Genomic DNA, 20,976 nt, shown 5'->3' on the forward strand with positions numbered 1-20,976 from the left:
TCCTCCGCGAACTGTTCGATTGAGAAGGCAAATGTGAGTCCTTATCATTTGGCCTCACTTTTTCAATCGAGAGACCGCTCCCATGTTGGCACCGAAGCGTCTACTGACCGCACTGGCCCTGACCCTGATTGGCAGCACCGCCGCCCAGGCCGCCGACGAGGTGGTGGTCTATTCCTCGCGTATCGACGAGCTGATCAAGCCGGTCTTCGATGCCTACACCGCGAAAACCGGTGTGAAGGTGAAGTTCATCACCGACAAGGAAGCGCCGCTGATGCAGCGCATCAAGGCCGAGGGCGAGAACGCTACCGCCGACCTGCTGCTGACCGTCGATGCCGGTAACCTCTGGCAAGCTGAGCAGATGGGCATCCTCCAGCCCTTCACCTCGAAAACCATCGATGCCAACATCCCGCTGCAATATCGCGCGGCGTCCCATGCCTGGACCGGCCTGAGCCTGCGGGCGCGGACTATCGCCTATTCCACCGACCGGGTGAAGCCGGGCGAACTGACCACTTACGAAGCACTGGCCGACAAGAACTGGGAAGGCCGCCTGTGCCTGCGTACGGCGAAGAAGGTCTACAACCAGTCGCTGACCGCCACGATGATCGAAGTGCACGGCGCCGAGAAAACCGAGAAGATCCTCAAGGGCTGGGTCAACAACCTGTCCACTGACGTGTTCTCCGACGACGTTGCGGTACTGGAAGCCATCAGTGCCGGCCAGTGCGACGTCGGTATCGTCAACACCTACTACTACGGTCGCCTGCACAAGCAGAAACCGGATCTGCCGGTGAAGCTGTTCTGGCCGAACCAGGCGGACCGCGGCGTGCACGTCAACTTGTCGGGCATCGGCCTGACCAAGTACGCGCCGCACCCGGAAGCCGCCAAGGCCTTGGTCGAGTGGATGACCACGCCTGAAGCGCAGAAAATCTTTGCTGATGTGAACCAGGAATTCCCGGCTAACCCGGCTGTTCAGCCATCCGCTGAAGTCGCAGCGTGGGGCAAGTTCATCGCCGATACCTTGCCGGTGGAAGTTGCCGGCAAGCGTCAGGCAGAGGCAATTCGCATGATGGACCGTGCTGGCTGGAACTGAGTCCGCAGCGTTAAAGAGTAAAAGATCGCAGCCTTCGGCAGCTTCTACAGGGTGATCACCAAGCCAATGTAGGAGCTGCCGGAGGCTGCGATCTTTTTTGCGTTTCTCTACACTTCAAGATTTTCGCGAGAGCTTTTCCTTGGCCCACCCCGCCCAACGCCGCTGGTATCCCCTGGTCTTCGCCATCGCTGCACTGGTCCTGCTGCCCCTGAGCGTCTTGCTGCTGTCCTGGCAAACCATCGATCAACAGATCTGGTCCCACCTCTGGGACACGCAGATGCCGCGACTGCTGGGCAACACTCTGACTCTGGTACTCGGCGTTGGCGTCGGCGTGACTGTCCTCGGTGTGAGCCTGGCCTGGCTCACCAGCCTCTGCGAATTCCCCGGTCGGCGTTGGCTCGATTGGGCGTTGATGCTGCCTTTTGCGATTCCGGCGTACGTGCTGGCATTTGTCTTCGTCGGTCTGCTGGATTTCGCCGGTCCGGTGCAAACCCTGCTGCGAGAGTGGTTCGGCACGGGACTGCGCTTGCCGCGAGTGCGCTCCACGGGCGGGGTGATTCTGGTTCTGGTGCTGGTGTTTTATCCCTACGTTTACCTGTTGGCGCGGACAGCGTTCCTGGCTCAGGGCAAAGGCCTGATGGAAGCCGCGCGAGTGCTTGGGCAATCGCCATGGCAGGCGTTCTGGCGGGTGGCCATGCCGATGGCGCGTCCCGCCATCGGCGCCGGCGTGGCGTTGGCGTTGATGGAAACCCTGGCGGACTTCGGCGCGGTGTCGGTGTTCAACTTCGATACCTTCACGACAGCCATCTACAAGACCTGGTACGGGTTCTTCAGCCTTTCCACCGCCGCACAACTGGCCAGCCTGTTGCTGCTGGTGGTGATGGTGGTGCTGTACGGCGAGCGTCGTGCCCGCGGCGCCAACCGGGCAAGCAACGAGCGGCCACGGGTCAAGGCGTTGTATCACCTGCATGGCTTCAAAGCGCTGCTGGCCACAGCATGGTGCGGGTTGGTGTTCGCCTGCGCCTTCGTCATTCCGATGCTGCAACTGGTGGTGTGGTTCTGGCAGCGGGGGCGCCTGGATCTGGATGAGCGTTACACCGGCCTGATCGTACACACCTTGTATCTTGGGGCGATGGCGGCGCTGATCACCGTCAGTGTCGCCCTGATCCTGGCATTTGCCCGACGATTGGCGCCGACTCAGGGGATCAATGCCGGTGTCGGCCTGGCCAATCTTGGCTACGCCTTGCCCGGTTCGGTGCTGGCGGTGTCGATCATGCTGGCATTCAGTTATTTGGACCGCGAACTGGTGATTCCGCTGTCCGGTTGGTTCGGTGGCGCTGGAAAGCCGCTGCTGCTCGGCAGTCTGGCGGCGTTGCTGTTGGCGTATCTGGTGCGTTTCATCGCCGTGGCCTATGGGCCGCTGGAAAGCAGTCTGGCGCGTATACGGCCATCTTTGCCCGAAGCGGCACGTAGCCTGGGTGTCAGTGGGCCGCGACTGTTTTTCAAAGTGTATCTGCCGTTGTTGCTGCCCGGATCGTTGAGCGCGGCGTTGCTGGTGTTCGTCGATGTGCTCAAGGAAATGCCCGCGACCCTGCTGATGCGCCCGTTTGGCTGGGACACACTGGCCGTGCGGATCTTCGAAATGACCAGCGAAGGCGAGTGGGCGAGGGCGTCTTTGCCGGCGCTGACCCTGGTTTTGGTTGGTCTGCTACCGGTCATCGGATTGATACGACGTTCGGCGCATCGAAACAGCTAGGTGTCAGTCCTACACCTTGCGGCTACAATGCGCGGCATTCGGTGCGGTCCGTCTGACAGACAAGGTAGTAGTAATCGGCTGGAAGCCTTTTGTTTCAACGCTTTCACCCGATAAAGCACTCGCCCGCACCTTCGCCACGCCCGGAAGGAGAAACCCATGGGACAGCGTACGCCTCTGTATGACCTTCATCTCGCCCTCGGCGCGAAGATGGTCGATTTTGGCGGTTGGGATATGCCTCTGCATTACGGATCGCAGGTCGAGGAACACCATCAGGTGCGCCGCGATTGCGGTGTTTTCGATGTATCCCACATGACCGTGATCGACGTCGGCGGCTCCCAGGCCAAGGCCTGGCTCCAGCATTTGCTGGCCAATGATGTCGAGCGCCTGCACAGCCCCGGCCGTGCGTTGTACAGCACCATGCTCAACGAGCAGGGCGGCATCGTCGATGACATGATCGTCTACCGTCTCGATGAGGGTTATCGTCTGGTGGTCAACGCGTCCACCCGCGACCAGGACATGGCCTGGATGCAAGCCCATCTCGACGGTTTCGACGTGCAGCTCAGCGAACGTTCCGAGTTGGCGATGCTGGCTATCCAGGGGCCCCACGCCCGACACAAGATTGCCGAGCTGGTTAACCAGTCCCGTGGCAACCTGATTCAGCTGCTTAAACCTTTTGAAGGTCAGCCCGACGGTGACTGGTTCATTGCACGCACCGGTTACACCGGTGAAGACGGGCTGGAAATCATCTTGCCGGCCGATCAGGCTCCCGGTTTTTTCAACGATCTGGTGGGTGCCGGGATCTCGCCAATCGGACTTGGCGCGCGGGATACCTTGCGGGTCGAAGCCGGCATGAACCTTTACGGTCAGGACATCCAGCAGGACGTTTCACCGCTGGCCTCCAACATGGCCTGGACCATCGCCTGGGAGCCGGCAAGCCGGCAGTTCATCGGGCGCACGGCGCTGGAAGCCGAACGCAGCGGTGGCGTACAGCACAAACTGGTCGGTCTGGTCCTTGAGGAGCGCGGGGTTTTACGCGCTCATCAGGTGGTCCGCATCGCCGATGTTGGCGAAGGGGAGATCACCAGTGGTAGTTTCTCTCCTACGCTTAGCAAGTCGATTGCACTGGCGCGCGTGCCGATGGCAACTGCCGACCGCGCAGAAGTGGAAATCCGTGGCAAGTGGTACCCGGTCCGAGTGGTCAAACCGACCTTCGTACGCCATGGCAAAACCTTGATCTAATCTTTTCCGGCGGGCTTGGACCGCTGACAATTTCCCTGAGGACACAGAACATGAGCGATATCCCTGCCGAACTGCGTTTTGCCGAAAGTCACGAATGGGCACGTCTGGAAGCCGATGGCACCGTCACCGTGGGCATCAGCGATCACGCGCAGGAAGCGCTGGGTGATGTGGTGTTTGTAGAACTGACCGAAGTTGGAAAAACCTTCGCCGCCGGCGATCAATCCGGTGTGGTTGAGTCGGTTAAAGCCGCTTCCGATATCTATGCACCGATCAGCGGTGAAGTGATTGCGATCAACGAAGACCTGAGTGGTTCGCCGGAACTTCTGAACTCCGACCCTTATGGCGCGTGGATCTTCAAGCTCAAGCCAAGCGACAAGGCTGAGCTGGACAAGCTGCTCGACGCCGCCGGTTACAAGGCCGCTATCGGCGAGTAAGCCTTCTGCGTCATCCAAAGCCCCGACCTGTCGGGGCTTTTTCATGTCTGGCTGGAAGATCAAAAGATCGCAGCCTGCGGCAGCTCCTACAGCGGTTCGCATTTCAATGGAGCTGCCGCAGGCTGCGATCTTTTGATCTGCTATCGGCTGCTATGCTGGTTTGACCGTGTTGCATCGACGTTGAGCGCCAGTCAAGAGAGAGCCCGTCATGTCCCAGTTGCCGTCCCTGAGCCAGTTACGCGACCCCAATGCCTTCCTTCGCCGCCACCTCGGGCCGGATGCCGCCGAGCAACAGGCGATGCTCGACAGCCTGGGTCTGGGCAGTCGGGTCGAACTGATCGAGCAGACGGTGCCACCGGGCATTCGCCTGAACCGGCCGCTCGACTTGCCGCCAGCATTGGACGAAGAAGCGGCATTGGCCAAGTTGCGCGGTTATGCCGAGCAGAACCAGGTCTGGACCAGCCTGATTGGCATGGGCTACCACGGCACCCTCACGCCCGCCGTGATCCTGCGCAACGTGCTGGAAAATCCCGGTTGGTACACCGCGTACACGCCGTATCAACCGGAAATCGCCCAAGGACGACTCGAAGCGCTGCTCAATTTTCAGCAATTGACCATTGACCTCACCGGGCTGGAGCTGGCCAACGCCTCGCTGCTGGACGAAGCCACCGCTGCGGCGGAAGCCATGGCGCTGGCCAAACGGGTCGCCAAGTCGAAAAGCAATCTGTTCTTCGTCGATGAAAACTGCCATCCGCAGACCATTTCCGTGGTGCAGACCCGTGCCGAAGGCTTCGGGTTCGAGCTGATCATCGACGCTGTGGATAACTTGAAGCAGCACCAGGTGTTCGGTGCGTTGCTGCAATATCCAGACACCCACGGCGAGATCCGCGACCTGCGTCCGTTGATTGATCACCTGCACGCGCAACAGGCGCTGGCGTGCGTCGCCACCGACCTACTGAGTTTGCTGTTGCTGACCCCACCGGGGGAGTTGGGCGCCGACGTGGTATTCGGCTCGTCCCAGCGTTTTGGCGTGCCCATGGGTTACGGCGGGCCGCACGCGGCATTTTTTGCCAGTCGCGACGAGTACAAGCGGGCAATTCCGGGGCGGATCATCGGTGTGTCGAAAGACGCCCGCGGCAATGTCGCTCTGCGCATGGCGCTGCAAACCCGCGAGCAACATATTCGCCGCGAGAAGGCCAATTCAAACATTTGCACGGCTCAGGTGCTGCTGGCCAATATCGCCAGTTTCTACGCGGTCTACCACGGCCCTGATGGGCTCAAGCGTATTGCTCAGCGCGTGCACCGGCTGACCTGCATCCTCGCCGCCGGCCTTGAGCGCAAGGGCATCGCCCGGCTCAATCAGCATTTCTTCGACACCCTGACGCTGGAAGTCGGCGGCACCCAGACCGCGATCATCGAAAGTGCCGTGGCCGCGCAGATCAATTTACGCATCCTGGGCCGTGGGCGATTGGGCCTCAGCCTCGACGAGAGCTGCGACGAATCCACCGTGGCGAAACTGTTCGACGTGTTCCTCGGTGCCGATCATGGGCTCAGCATCGACGAACTGGACGCTGAAACCCTGGCCTCCGGCATTCCCGCCGGGCTGGCGCGTACGTCGCCCTATCTGCGCCATCCGGTATTTAGCGCCCATCACAGCGAAACCGAGATGCTGCGCTATCTCAAGCAACTGGAAAACAAGGACCTGGCGCTCAATCAATCGATGATCCCGCTCGGCTCGTGCACCATGAAGCTCAACGCCACCAGCGAGATGATCCCGATTACCTGGCCGCAGTTCGCCAATCTGCATCCGTTTGCGCCGAAAGAGCAGGCGGTTGGTTATTCATTGATGATCGAGGAACTGGAGCGCTGGCTCTGCGCGATCACTGGTTTCGATGCGATCTGCATGCAGCCCAACTCCGGCGCCCAGGGCGAGTACGCGGGGTTGCTGGCGATCCGCAAGTATCACGAGAGCCGTCAGCAGGGTGGGCGGGATATCTGCCTGATCCCATCGTCGGCCCACGGCACCAACCCGGCATCGGCGCAGATGGCCGGGATGCGCGTGGTGATCGTCGAGTGCGACGAAGCGGGCAACGTCGATCTGGATGACTTGAAGGAAAAAGCCGCAGACGCCGGGGACAAACTCTCCTGCCTCATGGCGACTTATCCGTCGACCCACGGCGTGTACGAGGAAGGCATCAGCGAAATCTGCGAAGTTATCCACAAGCACGGCGGCCAGGTGTACATGGACGGCGCCAACCTCAATGCCCAGGTCGGGCTGGCGCGCCCGGCGGATATCGGCGCTGACGTGTCGCACATGAACCTGCACAAAACCTTCTGCATTCCCCATGGCGGTGGCGGCCCGGGCATGGGGCCGATTGGCGTGCGCGCGCATCTGGCGCCCTTCGTGGCCAATCACCCGGTGGTGCCGATCGACGGGCCGCTGGCACAGAACGGCGCGGTCAGCGCGGCGCCGTGGGGCAGTGCGAGCATTCTGCCCATCAGCTGGATGTACATCGCCATGATGGGCCCGCAATTGGCCGACGCCAGCGAAGTGGCGATCCTCGCCGCGAATTACCTGGCGCGTCATTTGTCCGGGGCGTTTCCGGTGCTTTACACCGGGCGCAACGAACGCGTGGCCCACGAATGCATTCTCGACCTGCGGCCATTGAAGGCGCTGACCGGTATCAGTGAAGAAGACGTCGCCAAGCGCCTGATGGACTATGGCTTCCATGCGCCGACCATGTCGTTTCCGGTGCCGGGGACGTTGATGGTCGAGCCTACCGAAAGTGAATCGAAGGCGGAGCTGGACCGTTTTATCGGCGCGATGCTGAGCATCCGTGCGGAGATAACCGAGGTGCAGAACGGCAACTGGCCGGCCGAGGACAATCCGCTAAAGCGTGCGCCGCACACGCTGGCCGACATCACCGGAGTCTGGGAGCGGCCCTACAGCATCGAGCAAGCGGTGACGCCGGATGCGCACACCAAGGCCCACAAGTATTGGCCGGTGGTGAACCGGGTGGACAATGTTTACGGGGACCGGAACCTGTTTTGTGCGTGTGTACCGGTGGATGATTACCGCTGACAGTACTCGTTCCTGTAGGAGCAAGGCTTGCCCGCGATAGCGCCCTTGAGATCGCCATCGCGGGCAAGCCTTGCTCCTACAGAAGGAGGTTGGGAAAAAAAATGCCGCTCATATGAGCGGCATTTTCATTTCGGCATCGATTACTCGGCAGCCACGGCATTCTTCGCCAGAATCGCGTTGGCCAATTCCATATCCGTAGCCTGCAGGCCCGGGTTGTCGGCGCGGACTTGCTGCATCGCGGCTTCCAGATACGGGCCGCGGATGCCGCCGTCACTGGCGACGAAGCTGCCGGCATCATCCTGGGCAGCGACGATCAGCTTGTGATCCTTGAAGGTCAGGTAGGTCGAGCCGGTGGTGGCACCGGACGAGATGACGTTACGCCAAAAGCTGTCAGCCATCGCCGAACCGACAGGCAGGGACAACAAGGCGATGGTAGCGACAGCAAGTTTGAAACGCATGATGGGTGACTCCACTGGGTTAACTATGCCGTTGGATTGTCATTCCCCCAATCGAGTTCCATCACCGCACAGCTACTTCTGCTCGCTCTGCGGCGTCACGCGCAACACCTCCTCGATAGTGGTCAAACCGGCCGCGACCTTCTGCGCCCCGGACAAACGCAAGCTGCGCATGCCCTCCTTGAACGCCTGCCGCCGCACTGCCAGCATATCGGTGTCGGGGTTGATCAGGGCTTTGAGGCCGTCGGTCAGTTGCATGATTTCGTAGACCCCGGCGCGGCCGTGATAGCCGGTGTCGCGGCATTCCACGCAACCGATGGCGCGTTGGGCGTTGCCCGGCAGCGGTGCTTGCCAGGGGCGGGTCAGGGTTTGCCAGTCTTCTTCGCCCAAGGTTTGCGGTGCCTTGCAGTGCGGGCACAAGGTACGCACCAATCGCTGGGCCATGACGCCGAGAACCGTGGCCTTGATCAGGTAATGCGGCACGCCAAGCTCCAGCAAACGGCTGATGGCACTGGGTGCGTCGTTGGTGTGCAGCGTCGACAGCACCAGGTGTCCGGTGAGCGCGGCCTGGATCGCCATTTCGGCGGTTTCCAGATCGCGAATCTCGCCGATCATGATGATGTCCGGGTCTTGTCGCATCAGCGCGCGTACCCCGGCGGCGAAGGTCAGGTCGATGTTGTGCTGGACCTGCATCTGGTTGAACGCCGGTTCGACCATTTCAATCGGGTCTTCGATGGTGCAGAGGTTGACCTCCGGCGTCGCCAGTTTTTTCAGCGTGGTGTAGAGCGTGGTGGTCTTGCCGGAACCGGTCGGCCCGGTGACCAGAATGATGCCGTTGGGCTGGCGGGTCATGTCCTGCCAGCGTCGCAGGTCGTCGGCGGAGAAGCCCAGCTGGTCGAAATCCTTGAGCAGCACTTCCGGGTCGAAAATCCGCATGACCATTTTTTCGCCGAAGGCTGTTGGCAAGGTCGATAACCGTAACTCGACTTCGCCGCCGTCCGGGGTTTTGGTTTTCACCCGGCCGTCCTGGGGTTTGCGCTTCTCCGCAACGTTCATCCGCCCCAGGCTTTTCAGGCGACTGACGATGGCCATGGTCACTTGCGGCGGGAATTGGTAGACGTTGTGCAGCACGCCGTCGATGCGAAAACGCACCGTGCCTTGCTCGCGCCGGGGCTCGATGTGGATATCGCTGGCGCGCTGCTGGAAGGCGTACTGGAACAGCCAGTCGACGATGTTGACGATGTGCGCGTCGTTGGCGTCCGGCTCCTGGTCGCTGGCGCCGAGGTTGAGCAACTGCTCGAAGTTGCCCAGGGTGTTGACCTGCTGATCGGCGTTGTTCGCGCCGGTAACTGATTTGGCCAGTCGGAAAAATTCCACGCTGAAGCGCTGGATATCCACCGGGTTGGCCACCACACGCTTGATCGGTAGCTTCAGCACGTGGGTCAGGTCGGCTTCCCAACCGGTGACGTAGGGCTGGGCGCTGGCGACGGTCACGGCGTCGCGGTCGATGGAGACGGCGAGGATCTTGTGGCGCTGGGCAAAGGCGTAGGACATCAACGGCGTCACGGCCGCGACGTTGATCTTCAACGGGTCGATGCGCAGGTAAGGCTGACCCGCCTGCTGGGACAGCCACAGGGTCAGGTTTTCCAGGTCGAGGTGTTTGCCGGGGCGGCTGAGGTCGTCCAGCTGCTGGCCGGCGATGAATTCCAGTGGATGCAGCTGCCCATGAGCGGCGTGGCGACGGCGGGCATTGAGCGCCTGCTCGGCCGAATCCTGGCTGATAAAGCCTTGGGCAACCAGCTCGCGCAGCACATCATTGAGATCCAGCCAGCGGTCCTGAATGGAGAATTGAACGGACATGCGGGCTCCTTTTGAACAACAAGTGCGCAAAGGATAGTCGTGGCGCCACAGACCGTTGGGCCACTACCCGACGAAGCCGTATCGAGTTTTTTCAGCCCGCCGCTTGAGCGGCCTCAGCCCAGGCAGCGTCAGCGGTTTGCAGATCGACCGAGCAGACGCTGATCAGGTTACGAAGTTTTTCCGCGATCACCTGGGCGCGATGCCAGCTCAAACCATCGATGACAATCTCGATCGCCAGCAGATCGTCCTGGCGCTGCACGTGCACCTGTTCCGGCGTCAGAAACTGCAACGCGAACAGATTGAGCGCACGGCACAGCAGATCCGGTTCGGCTTCGGCCAGCAATTGGTAGCGAACGCAGCAATGCGCGTTGCCGACATGCCAGACATCGGCGCGTGTGGATGGGGTGTTGACGGCTTCAAGGTGCGGCATGGTCGTTCTCCAAAATCACTGGAGAAATTTTTACATTCGGTGCCGGGTTTTTCTTATCTATGATGGTCCGTATTACGGGTTCTTCGAATCGCTCAATTCGGCTAGTCATCAATTTAAGGTTTTTTTATGCAAAGCGAGCTGGACGGCTACGACCGCAAGATCCTGGCGATGCTGCAAGAGGACGCTTCGCTCTCCAGTGCGCAGATCGCTGAGCAGGTGGGGCTTTCACAGTCGCCCTGCTGGCGGCGGATTCAGCGGATGAAAGAGGAGGGGATCATTCGCGGCCAGGTGACGTTGCTCGACCGCAAGAAAATCGGCCTGAACACGCAGATCTTCGCGCAGGTAAAACTCAACGCCCACGGACGTTCGAACTTCACCGAATTCACCGAAGCGATTCGCGGTTTTCCCGAAGTGCTGGAGTGTTATGTGCTGATGGGGGCTGTGGATTTCATGCTGCGGATCGTCGCGGCGGACATCGAGGCTTACGAGCGCTTCTTTTTCGAGAAGCTGTCGATGGTGCCGGGGATTCAGGAGGTGAATTCGATTGTGGCGTTATCGGAGATCAAGTCGACCACCAGTTTGCCGGTTTGAAGCTTTGCGGTGAATTGGCTGTCCTCATCGCTGGCAAGCCAGCTCCCACAGATTTTTGTGTTGAATCACAATTTGCATTCCAACATCGAACCCTGTGGGAGCTGGCTTACCAGCGATAGCGGTGTTACATGCGCAGCAACATCTTCCAGGCACGATTCTGATAAACCGCAATCGCCTGCTGCTTGCGCGCATCGAGCAGTTCATCAGTGATCGTCGGCTCGTTGGCCAGTTGCGCCAGTTTGTTCAATTCGCCATACAGGCGATCCATTTCCGGGATCTCCAGCACGTTGCGCGCATGGTGCAGCCACGCCTGAATGCGTTCGATGCGCGGCAATTGCTCAGCGAGGTCTTCCGGCTGTTGCTGGTAACGCTGCAATTGCAACGAAGTGGCTTCTTCGCCCAGCAGGCGTGGCAACCAGCTGCCCAGTTGCGCCGCGCCCTGGCGATTGCCACGGGTGTTGCGCTCGGCGGTCCAGGTGCGGGCCAGCAACCAGCGTGAAGTGTTCAGCGAGAACAGGCCCCAGCGCGGATCTTCGAGTTCTTCGAGGAATTGCTCCGGCGCTGCTTTGCGCACGTCTTCATCGTCCAGGCCTGCTTGCACCAGCGGGCGCCAGTCTTCCAGCAAGGCGTCGAGGGCGACACGCAAATCGTGGGTCGACTGACGCGGTGCGGCTTGACCGAGGCTGCTGACCAGCGCACGCAGTTCGGCGAGGTTTTCCACCCAGTCCAGCAGCAGGCGCCAGTGACCATTGAAACGATACTGCTCGGCCAGACGCTGGCTGCTGCCGAGCAGATGCCAGCACAGTGCGGCGAAAGCGTCGTCCAGCGGGGTTTCGGCGGTGAGTTGTGGTGCCGGCAGGCTCAGCGAGTAACTGTTGGCGTCGTACAGACGATAGCCACGTTCGGCCTTGCTGATGTCGCACGGCATCAGGGCCAGTTTCTCGGCCAGTTCGGCGGCCAGTTCCAGCAACGCGGCAGGCTCGCCTTCGCGCAACTCCAGTTCCAGCTCACAGATTTCTTCTTTCTGCTTGCCGACCACGACGTGGCCCAGGTCCAGTGCGGCTTCGATGACCACTTTGGTCTTGCCGCGACCCCAGGCGATTTCCGCGCGCTCGCGGACGAAATCGGTGGTGAAGATGGGCTTCAGGGTTTTCTTGTCCAGTTCGGCCAGTGCCTCGGGCCAGCATTCGCCGTCGAGTTTTTTCAGGTCGAGCTTGGCTTTGGGCAGGTTCCAGTCGTACTCATTGCGCACGGACAGACCGGCGACACTCTGACCACGGGTCTTGAGGGTCTGGATCACTTCTTCGCCATCCTTGCGCAGGCGCAGGGCGACTTTGGCCTGGGCCAGGTCACGTTCTGGGGTGTCGAAGTACTGGTTCATCAACTCACGGCGTTCCCAGCCACTTTTGTTGCGTTTTTTCAGTAACGGGTGCTCGCGCAGGGCGGCGAGGGTTTCGCGGCTGACGCGGAGTTTGATTTCGGTTTCTTTCTGCATGGCCGGAAAATCCAGGATCGGGAGCGCAGCCGGGGGAATGTGTGGCTGCTAAGGTCGTGCAGTGTACAGGACTCGACCTGCCTACGCCGCGCGACGGTTTATTCCTGTCGCCGGATGGCTCTATGATGGTCTTCAATTCGGGAGTTGGAGCCAGCGATGCCATTGCCGTCCATGAAAGATCAGTTCGCTGCACTGATTGCTGCGCCGTCCGTCAGCTGTACTCAGGCAAGCCTCGATCAATCCAATCGTCCGGTGATCGATCTGCTGGCTGCGTGGCTCGGCGATCTGGGTTTCGCCTGCGACATCCAGCAGGTCAGCCCCGGCAAATTCAACTTGCTGGCCACTTTCGGTTCCGGCCCCGGTGGTCTGGTGCTGGCCGGGCACAGTGACACGGTGCCGTTCGATGGTGCGCTGTGGCAGACCGATCCGTTGAAGCTGACCGAAGTCGATGGTCGCTGGGTCGGGTTGGGCAGTTGCGACATGAAGGGTTTTTTCGCGCTGGCCATTGATGCCGTCAAACCCCTGCTCGACCAACCGTTCAAGCAACCGCTGCTGATCCTTGCCACCTGCGATGAAGAAAGTTCGATGTCCGGCGCCCGTGCGCTGGCCGCAGCGGGTCGCCCGCTCGGACGCGCGGCAGTGATCGGCGAGCCGACCGGACTCAAGCCGATCCGCATGCACAAAGGCATCATGATGGAGCGCATCGACATCCTCGGGCAGAGCGGCCATTCCTCTGACCCGCGCCTGGGTCACAGCGCACTCGAAGCCATGCACGATGCCATTGGTGAACTGCGTGGCCTGCGCCTGTTGTGGCAACGTGAGTTTCGCAACATGCAGTTCGGTGTGCCGACGCCGACCATGAATTTCGGCTGCATCCATGGCGGCGACAACCCCAACCGCATCTGCGGCCAGTGTTCGCTGGAGTTTGATTTGCGTCCTTTGCCGGGCATGGACCCCAAAGCCTTGCGTGCCGAGATCCTGGGTAGACTCAAGCCGGTTGCCGAGCGGCATCAGGTCAAGATCGACTACGCACCGCTGTTCCCTGAAGTACCGCCGTTCGAGCAAGCAGCAGACTCGGAACTGGTGCGCATCGCCGAAAAGCTCACCGGCCATAGCGCCGAAGCGGTGGCGTTCGGCACCGAAGCGCCTTATCTTCAGCAACTTGGCTGCGAGACACTGGTGCTCGGCCCGGGCGATATCGCCTGCGCCCACCAGCCGGGGGAATACCTTGAAATGTCACGTTTGCAGCCTACGGTGCATCTACTACGTCAGTTGATTGAACATTACTGCCTGACACCGGCCCAAACTGCAGTGCCAACCAATTGAACGCAACCCTTGTAGGAGCTGCCGAAGGCTGCGATCTTTTGATTCTGGATTTTAAGATCAAAAGATCGCAGCCTTCGGCAGCTCCTACAGGGGGCGCGATTAATTTGTCAGTTTCAAAACCCGTATTCATGAGGAGAGCGCGCGTGTCGCCAAGCCTGTTCCGACGATAACCATCAGCCCGCTGTGCGTTTTCAGTTTCGCCCTTTTTTCGGCTGCTATTTATTACAGGCCCAGGTTCATGCCCGAATACGTCAATTGGCTTCGTCACGCTTCGCCTTACATCAACGCCCACCGCGATTGCACCTTTGTCGTCATGCTGCCCGGCGACGGCGTTGAACATCCGAACTTCGGCAATATCGTCCACGACCTGGTGCTGTTGCACAGCCTGGGTGTGCGGCTGGTGCTGGTTCACGGTTCCCGTCCGCAAATCGAAACGCGCCTCGCCGCGCGCGGCCTGACCCCGCATTACCACCACGGCATGCGCATCACCGATGCCGCGACGCTGGAGTGTGTGATCGATGCGGTCGGCCAGTTGCGCATTGCCATTGAGGCTCGCCTGTCGATGGACATGGCGTCCTCGCCGATGCAGGGCTCGCGCCTGCGGGTGGCCAGCGGCAACCTGGTGACCGCGCGGCCGATCGGCGTGCTTGAAGGCGTCGATTATCACCACACCGGCGAAGTGCGCCGGGTTGACCGCAAAGGCATCAATCGCTTGCTGGACGAGCGCTCCATCGTGCTGCTGTCGCCATTGGGCTACTCGCCGACCGGTGAAATCTTCAACCTCGCCTGCGAAGACGTCGCCACCCGCGCGGCCATCGACCTGGGCGCGGACAAGCTGCTGCTGTTCGGCGCCGATCTGGGCTTGATCGATGAAAACGGACGTCTGGTGCGTGAGTTGCGCCCGCAACAGGTGCCGGCGCATTTGCAGCGTCTGGGCAGCAACTATCAGGCAGAACTGCTGGATGCCGCCGCCGAAGCTTGCCGTGGCGGCGTGGCGCGCAGCCATATCGTCAGCTATGCCGAGGATGGCGCACTGCTGACCGAACTGTTCACCCGCGACGGTGGCGGTACATTGGTAGCGCAAGAGCAGTTCGAAGTGGTGCGCGAAGCGGCCATTGAAGACGTCGGTGGATTGCTGGATTTGATCAGCCCGCTGGAAGAGCAGGGCATTCTGGTGCGGCGTTCGCGCGAAGTGCTGGAGCGTGAAATCGAGCAGTTCAGCGTGGTCGAGCGCGAAGGCATGATCATCGCCTGCGCGGCGCTGTATCAGATTGCCGATTCGGATGCCGGGGAGCTGGCGTGCCTGGCGGTGAACCCGGAGTATCGCCATGGCGGTCGAGGTGATGAGCTGCTGGAGCGTATCGAAACCCGTGCCCGGGCGCAGGGTTTGAAGACCTTGTTCGTCCTCACCACCCGCACGGCGCACTGGTTCCGTGAGCGTGGCTTCGTGCCGAGCAGCGTTGATCGGCTGCCATCGGCGCGGGCGTCGCTGTACAACTATCAGCGTAATTCGAAGATTTTCGAAAAAGCCCTTTGATCACACTGCCCCTGTAGGAGCTGCCGCAGGCTGCGATCTTTTGATTTTTCCTTTCAAGATCAAAAGATCGCAGCCTGCGGCAGCTCCTACAAGGATGTTGCATTACTCCTGCACGAACTTCGCGCTGACATACGGCGAGTAATCCGGCAGCACCGTCTCAACCTTCCCCTGTTCCTTCAAGAACTTCGCCGTCTCGCCAATCGCCTTGGCCGTGCCGCCATCCAGCAGTGCGCTGGTCAGTTGCGCCTTGGCATCCGGGAACGCGGAACCGGCCAATAATTCCGGCACGTCGGCGGCATTGGCACCGGTCAATTTAGCGATTTTTTGTACGGGTACCGAGTCGGCGGTCCAGGTGTCTTTGTGCGCCGCATAGTCGGCGAATGAGTCCAGGGTGACCTTGGCGAATTTGGCGATCACCTCCGGATGCTTCTCGGCGTAGTCCTTGCGCGCCACCCACACTTCGAAGGTCGGTGCGCCCCATTGCCCGACCTGCGCGGCGTCGGTCAAGGTCTTGCCAGTCTTGCGAATTTCCCCCAGCGCGGGCGACCAGACGAACGCGCCATCAATGTCGCCGCGTTTCCACGCGGCGGCGATTTCCGCCGGTTGCAGATTCACCACTTTGACTTTCGAAGCGTCCAGGCCCCAATGCTTCAGCGCACCCAGCAAACTGTAATGAGAAGTTGATACAAACGGCGTGGCGATGGTCTTGCCGATCAGATCTTGGGGTTTTTCGATGCCGCTGCCGTTGCGCACCACCAGCGCTTCGGCCGCGTTGATCTGGGCAGAGACGATGAACGCGACAATCGGCAAGTTACGCGAAGCCGCCGCCGCCAAAGGGCTGGAGCCGAGGTTGCCGATCTGCACATCGCCGGACGCAATGGCAGTGACCACTTCCGGGCCGCTGTTGAAGCGTCGCCAGTCGATTTTCTCGCCGATGGTTTTTTCGTACAGGCCATCCGCCTGTGGGACTTTGCTGGGATCGATACCGGTTTGGTAACCGACCGTGAGGCTTGCCGCGTGGGCGGATAATGAAAAAATGAGCGACACACAAACTGTAACAATTGGTCTGGATAGTGCGCGTTTGGTCGTCATGGCAGGGGCCTTTTCGATAGGTTTTGTTTCGGAATTGCTACCGAAACTAATCGATCTAAAAAACTCCTGACAAATACCATTTAGGAATTAGCTTATCCGCCAGCCGCTCTATTCTGAGGGAGTCCGGAGCGGCGAGCTAAATTCCTAAACGGTATGAGAAAAGAATGAACCAATTCTTTTCAGGTTTATGACAAGCGCGTGAACCTGCAAGGACCAAAAAACTGGGGATTAGACTATGGTCGTAGACACACATAGTTACGATTGACTTGTGAGTCACCGTCCGGCGCTAATCGCGCATCTTAGGATTCCAGGCACTTGACCCGGAACCAGGACTACAAGAATTAGAGACTAGAGGAGCTTCACCATGAACAAGTCCACCTTGGCTCTGGCCGTGGCCGTAGGGGTGTTGGCGCAGCAGGCAGGCGCCGCCGGTTTCATCGAAGACAGCAAGGCATCCGTTAGTTCGCGTACCTATTATTTCGACTCCGACAAGCGTGAAGGCGCCAGCACTCCTGCCAACCGCCAGCGCGAGGCCGCTGAAGGTCTGAAGTTCGATTACCAGTCGGGCTTCACCCAAGGTGTCGTAGGTTTCGGTATCGACGCCCAGGCGCTGGTGGGTATCCATCTGGACGGTGGCAAAGGCCATCACCCGGATAACAACTCCTTCACTCCTAGCGATTCCGATGGTTCGGCAGAGAGCTCGTGGAGCCGTGCGGCGGCTAACGTCAAGGCACGCTTCTCGAAGACCGAGGCCCATGTGGGTGGCGCTCTTCAGCCAAACATGCCGATCCTGATCGCGAACGACAGCCGCGTGCTGCCGCAAACCTTTGAGGGTGGCACCATCTCCTCGAAGGAAATCGACAACGTGACCTTCAACCTGGGTCAGTTGGAGCACGCGACCGGTCGCGCATCCAGCAACAGCACCGGCCTGGCCGTGGCTGGCGGTACTCAGGACAGCAACCAGTTCCGCTACGCCGGTGCTGACTGGAAGATCACCAAAGACCTGATGCTGCAGTACTACTTCGCGAACCTGGAAGACTACTACAAGCAGAACTTCCTCGGTCTGGTGCACGTTTACCCGATCGCGCCGAACCAGTCGTTCAAAACCGATATTCGTTATTTCGACAGCAGCTCTGACGGCAAGAACGGCACTGCTGGCTACCAGTTCAACAACAACAACGGTTACGCCAAAAATGCGGGCGAGGTCGACAACAAGACCTGGAGCGCTACCTTCACTTACACCCTGGGCGGCAGCGCGTTCCTGCTCGGTCACCAGCGTGTCAACGATGACGGCGGCTTTGTTTTCCTGAACCAGGGTAACGTTGTCGATGGCAACGGTCGCAACGAAGGTGCTGGCGGCGCAAGCTTCTACTCCTTCACCGATGCCACCGTGGGCAGCTTCATTCGTGCTGGTGAAAACACCACGTACGGTCAGTACTCCTATGACTTCGCTTCGTTGGGTGTGCCAGGCTTGAAAGCTTCGGCCGCTTATCTGTACGGCCGGGACATCAAGGCCACCAACGGCGTGGGTGATGACCTGAACGAGCGCGAGACCGACCTGCGTGTGGACTACGTGATTCAAACCGGTCCACTTAAAGGTTTCGGCACCACACTGCGTCACGGTATGTACCGTGGCAACACCAGCACTCTCGATGAAGACCAGACCCGTCTGATCTTCAACTACACCTACAGCTTCATGTAACAGCGGTTGTGCAAAAAGCCTCGCCGAACGGCGGGGCTTTTTTTGGGCCGGTTTTTAATATTCCATAATGTTAGCTGATGTGTATTTTTTATTCTTTTTAGCTTTTTTCTCTAGCGATTACAGTAAGACCGTCCGACACGCACCGTAAGCCGCGGACCCCGCTTCAAATCCCTCGAAGATCAAAAAAGTTCAGGAATCGGCTTTCACGCCGATACCCCGAATCTGTGCTGTCGAGGCTTATTTCCCAATGCGATTAAAACCAGCTTGATGATTCTTTTTAGGATTATGAAGAGGTATTCTGCGCGCCCGAAAAATGACCGCTTCAGACGGTCCGGCGCGAATGGCGCGTCTGTGGATCCAGGGCATCCGACCCAGGACCAGCAGCACAAGAATTAGAAAACGATAGGAGCGAAACACATGAACAAGTCCACCTTGGCCCTGGCTGTGGCCGTAGGGGTTTTGGCGCAGCAAGCAAGCGCCGCCGGTTTCATCGAAGACAGCAAGGCAACATTGGGGCTGCGCAACTTCTACATCAACACTGACTATCGTGACGGCACCGGCAATGTCCCGAACAAGAACGAAGAATGGGGCCAAGGCTTCGATCTGCGTTTCATCTCCGGTTACACCCAAGGCACTGTCGGCTTCGGTATCGATGCGATCGGCCTGTTGGGCGTGAAGCTGGATTCGGGCGGTGGTACTAACGGTGCAGCGAACACCGCTGCTTACGGCGGTACTGTTTTCCCAAGCAAATCCAATGGCGAAGCAGTTGATAACTTCTCCAGCCTGGGCCTGACTGCCAAAGCCAAGATTTCCCAGACTGAGCTGAAACTGGGTACTTTGCAGCCGAAACTGCCGGTCATCGTGACCAACGACGGTCGCCTGCTGCCGCAAACCTGGGAAGGTGGTCAGATCACTTCCGGCGAGATCAAGGACCTGACTCTGACGGGTGGCCAGATCGAGCACGTCAAGGGCCGCAACTCCAGCAACAATGAACAGATGTCTATCAACGGTGCTTCCCCACGCACCATCAATAGCAACAAGTTCATCTACGCCGGTGGTGACTACAAACTCACCAAGGACCTGACTGCGCAGTACTATTACGGCAACCTGGAAGACTTCTACAAACAGCACTTCCTGGGTCTGGTTCATAACTGGGCAATCGGCCCGGGCGTACTGAAGTCCGACCTGCGTTACTTCAACAGCTCCGACGACGGCGCCAACGGTCACGATCCGCTGTACTACAGCACCGGCAACTACAACGCGCCTAACGGTAAAGGCAAGGTCGACAACAACCTGTACAGCGGCCTGTTCCTGTACACCGTGGCCGGTCACACCTTCGGTGGCGGTTACCAGGTCAGCAACGGCAGCAGCGACTTCCCTTGGCTGAACCAGGGCGACGGTTCGTCGAACTACACCATCACCGACGCGCAAATCCAGAAGTTCGGTCGTGCCGGCGAGAAAACCTGGCAGGCACGCTACTCCTTTGACTTTGCCAAGGTCGGCGTACCTGGCCTGACGGCAGGTGTGGTTTACCTGCACGGCGACGACATCGACACGGTGAACGCTGCCGGTCGTCAAGCTGCTAACGGCGCTTCCGAGTGGGAGCGCGACCTGACCGTAGGTTACGTTGTCCAGTCCGGCGCATTGAAGAACCTTGGCCTGATGTGGAAAAACGCCACCTGGCGCACCGACCTGCCGAACACCCGTTCCCAGGACGAAAACCGCCTGATCGTCAGCTACTCGATCCCGCTGTTGTAATAGCGTGTAGGAGCTGCCGCAGGCTGCGATCTTTTGATTTTGTTTTAAAAACAAGGTCAAAAGATCGCAGCCTGCGGCAGCTCCTACATGTGACAAAAAAAGCCCCGCCCGGCATCACGCCGGGCGGGGCTTTTGCGTTTTCAAGGCGGAGTCACCCCCGTAATCCCGCCTTGAAATTCCCCTCTTTTGCAGCAACTCAAGGCCTTCTCGAACCTTGGGGCCGATGTTCGGCGGGATGCGTGATCACGTCCAGTGAACAGATCTTTAATATTTCGTTTAGATCTAAATAAATGGATATTTATTCTTTTTAATAGATAAAAAACACAGGCACAGTGGGCTCAACCAGAACTCAAAAGGAGCAGCACACCATGGGCATCAGACTCGGCGATATCGCCCCCGATTTCGAACAGGATTCCAGCGCCGGTACCATCCGTTTCCACCAGTGGCTGGGCGATAGCTGGGGCGTGCTGTTTTCCCACCCGGCGGACTTCACGCCGGTGTGCACCACTGAGCTCGGCTTTACCGCCAAGTTGAAAGATGAATTCGCCAAGCGTGGGGTCAAGGCCATCGCGCTGTCCGTCGACCCGGTGGATTCGCACCACAAGTGGATCGAAGACATCAACGAAACCCAGAACACCGTCGTCAACTTCCCGATCCTCGACGACGCCGACCGCAAGGTCTCGGACCTCTACGACCTGATCCACCCCAATGCCAACGACACCTTGACGGTGCGTTCGCTGTTCGTGATCGATCCGAACAAAAAGGTCCGGTTGACCATCACCTATCCAGCCAGCACCGGCCGTAACTTCAATGAAATCCTGCGGGTGATCGATTCGCTGCAACTCACCGACAACTACAAGGTGGCTACCCCGGCCAACTGGCAGGACGGTGATGAGGTGGTGATCGTGCCGTCGCTCAAGGATGAAGACGAAATCAAGCAGCGCTTTCCCAAAGGCTATCGCGCCGTTAAACCTTACTTGCGCCTGACGCCGCAGCCGAATCGTTGAAGATCAAAAGATCGCAGCCTGCGGCAGCTCCTACAGGTGCACGCCGGTGCATGTAGGAGCTGCCGAAGGCTGCGATCTTTTGAAGGTATCCAAAAAGCAGGGGATTTCAGGCCGTTTCAACGGCC

Annotated in this window: 16 protein-coding genes; 11 read left to right on the forward strand and 5 right to left on the reverse strand. The window is 59.5% G+C overall.

Going from position 1 to position 20,976, the window contains the following annotated elements; all coding sequences use genetic code 11:
• Positions 1 to 82: 82 nt before the first annotated feature.
• The 5 genes from ACM110_RS22955 (at position 83) to gcvP (ending at position 7,598) form a co-directional block, all read left to right on the forward strand.
• Positions 83 to 1,087, forward strand: coding sequence for an extracellular solute-binding protein (locus tag ACM110_RS22955; RefSeq protein ID WP_416129563.1), 1,005 nt, complete (start codon positions 83 to 85; stop codon positions 1,085 to 1,087).
• Positions 1,088 to 1,226: 139 nt separating this feature from the next.
• Positions 1,227 to 2,843: an ABC transporter permease gene (locus ACM110_RS22960; protein WP_416129564.1), complete on the forward strand. Its 1,617-nt coding sequence runs from the start codon at positions 1,227 to 1,229 to the stop codon at positions 2,841 to 2,843.
• Between the two features lie 156 nt (positions 2,844 to 2,999).
• Positions 3,000 to 4,082, forward strand: coding sequence for a glycine cleavage system aminomethyltransferase GcvT (gcvT, locus tag ACM110_RS22965; RefSeq protein WP_416129565.1), 1,083 nt, complete (start codon positions 3,000 to 3,002; stop codon positions 4,080 to 4,082).
• Between the two features lie 50 nt (positions 4,083 to 4,132).
• A complete protein-coding gene (gene gcvH, locus ACM110_RS22970) occupies positions 4,133 to 4,516 on the forward strand; it encodes a glycine cleavage system protein GcvH (protein ID WP_416129566.1) in 384 nt (127 codons plus the stop codon).
• 208 nt (positions 4,517 to 4,724) lie between these two features.
• A complete protein-coding gene (gene gcvP / locus ACM110_RS22975) occupies positions 4,725 to 7,598 on the forward strand; it encodes an aminomethyl-transferring glycine dehydrogenase (protein WP_416129567.1) in 2,874 nt (957 codons plus the stop codon).
• Between the two features lie 140 nt (positions 7,599 to 7,738).
• On the opposite strand, the gene ACM110_RS22980 is transcribed toward gcvP, so the two are convergent.
• The 3 genes from ACM110_RS22980 to ACM110_RS22990 all read right to left on the reverse strand — a co-directional run bounded on the left by ACM110_RS22980 (position 7,739) and on the right by ACM110_RS22990 (position 10,343).
• Positions 7,739 to 8,056, reverse strand: coding sequence for a DUF2388 domain-containing protein (locus tag ACM110_RS22980; RefSeq protein ID WP_416129568.1), 318 nt, complete (start codon positions 8,054 to 8,056; stop codon positions 7,739 to 7,741).
• A gap of 72 nt (positions 8,057 to 8,128) precedes the next feature.
• Entirely contained in the window at positions 8,129 to 9,913 is a 1,785-nt protein-coding gene (locus tag ACM110_RS22985) for a GspE/PulE family protein (RefSeq protein ID WP_416129569.1), read from the reverse strand.
• A gap of 91 nt (positions 9,914 to 10,004) precedes the next feature.
• Entirely contained in the window at positions 10,005 to 10,343 is a 339-nt protein-coding gene (locus ACM110_RS22990) for a hypothetical protein (RefSeq protein WP_416129570.1), read from the reverse strand.
• Between the two features lie 126 nt (positions 10,344 to 10,469).
• Here ACM110_RS22990 and ACM110_RS22995 point away from each other — a divergent pair, with 126 nt between their 5' ends.
• Positions 10,470 to 10,934, forward strand: coding sequence for an Lrp/AsnC family transcriptional regulator (locus ACM110_RS22995; protein ID WP_416129571.1), 465 nt, complete (start codon positions 10,470 to 10,472; stop codon positions 10,932 to 10,934).
• Positions 10,935 to 11,058: 124 nt separating this feature from the next.
• On the opposite strand, the gene ACM110_RS23000 is transcribed toward ACM110_RS22995, so the two are convergent.
• A complete protein-coding gene (locus ACM110_RS23000) occupies positions 11,059 to 12,429 on the reverse strand; it encodes an inorganic triphosphatase (protein ID WP_338583767.1) in 1,371 nt (456 codons plus the stop codon).
• A gap of 156 nt (positions 12,430 to 12,585) precedes the next feature.
• On the opposite strand from ACM110_RS23000, the gene argE reads away from it, so the two are divergent.
• Together argE and argA are read left to right on the forward strand one after the other, a co-directional pair.
• Positions 12,586 to 13,755 carry an acetylornithine deacetylase gene (argE, locus tag ACM110_RS23005; RefSeq protein ID WP_416129572.1) on the forward strand — a complete coding sequence of 390 codons (1,170 nt, stop codon included), beginning with the start codon at positions 12,586 to 12,588 and terminating at the stop codon, positions 13,753 to 13,755.
• Positions 13,756 to 13,993: 238 nt separating this feature from the next.
• Positions 13,994 to 15,292, forward strand: coding sequence for an amino-acid N-acetyltransferase (gene argA / locus ACM110_RS23010; RefSeq protein WP_075946396.1), 1,299 nt, complete (start codon positions 13,994 to 13,996; stop codon positions 15,290 to 15,292).
• 102 nt (positions 15,293 to 15,394) lie between these two features.
• Here the strand turns inward: argA and tauA are convergent, their stop codons facing one another.
• Positions 15,395 to 16,384 carry a taurine ABC transporter substrate-binding protein gene (tauA, locus tag ACM110_RS23015; RefSeq protein WP_416129573.1) on the reverse strand — a complete coding sequence of 330 codons (990 nt, stop codon included), beginning with the start codon at positions 16,382 to 16,384 and terminating at the stop codon, positions 15,395 to 15,397.
• A 364-nt stretch (positions 16,385 to 16,748) separates the two neighbouring features.
• Here tauA and ACM110_RS23020 point away from each other — a divergent pair, with 364 nt between their 5' ends.
• The 3 genes from ACM110_RS23020 (at position 16,749) to ACM110_RS23030 (ending at position 20,851) form a co-directional block, all read left to right on the forward strand.
• The gene (locus ACM110_RS23020) at positions 16,749 to 18,086 is read left to right on the forward strand and encodes an OprD family outer membrane porin (RefSeq protein WP_338583764.1); all 1,338 of its coding nucleotides are present in this window, start codon (positions 16,749 to 16,751) and stop codon (positions 18,084 to 18,086) included.
• A gap of 417 nt (positions 18,087 to 18,503) precedes the next feature.
• A complete protein-coding gene (locus tag ACM110_RS23025; RefSeq protein WP_416129574.1) occupies positions 18,504 to 19,844 on the forward strand; it encodes an OprD family porin in 1,341 nt (446 codons plus the stop codon).
• A gap of 368 nt (positions 19,845 to 20,212) precedes the next feature.
• On the forward strand, positions 20,213 to 20,851 hold the full coding sequence (locus ACM110_RS23030) for a peroxiredoxin (protein WP_338583762.1): 639 nt from the start codon (positions 20,213 to 20,215) through the stop codon (positions 20,849 to 20,851).
• The last annotated feature ends 125 nt before the right edge of the window (positions 20,852 to 20,976 follow it).

Source organism: Pseudomonas sp. NFX98, assembly GCF_047784845.1.
GTDB lineage: Bacteria > Pseudomonadota > Gammaproteobacteria > Pseudomonadales > Pseudomonadaceae > Aquipseudomonas.

Bases quoted from the DNA above. Each gene is read 5' to 3' on its own strand.
- tauA (WP_416129573.1), bottom strand. From the start codon at position 16,384: ATGACGACCAAACGCGCACTATCCAGACCAATTGTTACAGTTTGTGTG.
- argA (WP_075946396.1), top strand. From the start codon at position 13,994: ATGCCCGAATACGTCAATTGGCTTCGTCACGCTTCGCCTTACATCAAC.
- gcvH (WP_416129566.1), top strand. From the start codon at position 4,133: ATGAGCGATATCCCTGCCGAACTGCGTTTTGCCGAAAGTCACGAATGG.
- gcvP (WP_416129567.1), top strand. From the start codon at position 4,725: ATGTCCCAGTTGCCGTCCCTGAGCCAGTTACGCGACCCCAATGCCTTC.
- ACM110_RS22995 (WP_416129571.1), top strand. From the start codon at position 10,470: ATGCAAAGCGAGCTGGACGGCTACGACCGCAAGATCCTGGCGATGCTG.
- ACM110_RS23020 (WP_338583764.1), top strand. From the start codon at position 16,749: ATGAACAAGTCCACCTTGGCTCTGGCCGTGGCCGTAGGGGTGTTGGCG.
- ACM110_RS22985 (WP_416129569.1), bottom strand. From the start codon at position 9,913: ATGTCCGTTCAATTCTCCATTCAGGACCGCTGGCTGGATCTCAATGAT.
- ACM110_RS23025 (WP_416129574.1), top strand. From the start codon at position 18,504: ATGAACAAGTCCACCTTGGCCCTGGCTGTGGCCGTAGGGGTTTTGGCG.
- ACM110_RS23030 (WP_338583762.1), top strand. From the start codon at position 20,213: ATGGGCATCAGACTCGGCGATATCGCCCCCGATTTCGAACAGGATTCC.
- ACM110_RS23000 (WP_338583767.1), bottom strand. From the start codon at position 12,429: ATGCAGAAAGAAACCGAAATCAAACTCCGCGTCAGCCGCGAAACCCTC.
- ACM110_RS22980 (WP_416129568.1), bottom strand. From the start codon at position 8,056: ATGCGTTTCAAACTTGCTGTCGCTACCATCGCCTTGTTGTCCCTGCCT.
- ACM110_RS22955 (WP_416129563.1), top strand. From the start codon at position 83: ATGTTGGCACCGAAGCGTCTACTGACCGCACTGGCCCTGACCCTGATT.
- ACM110_RS22990 (WP_416129570.1), bottom strand. From the start codon at position 10,343: ATGCCGCACCTTGAAGCCGTCAACACCCCATCCACACGCGCCGATGTC.
- argE (WP_416129572.1), top strand. From the start codon at position 12,586: ATGCCATTGCCGTCCATGAAAGATCAGTTCGCTGCACTGATTGCTGCG.
- gcvT (WP_416129565.1), top strand. From the start codon at position 3,000: ATGGGACAGCGTACGCCTCTGTATGACCTTCATCTCGCCCTCGGCGCG.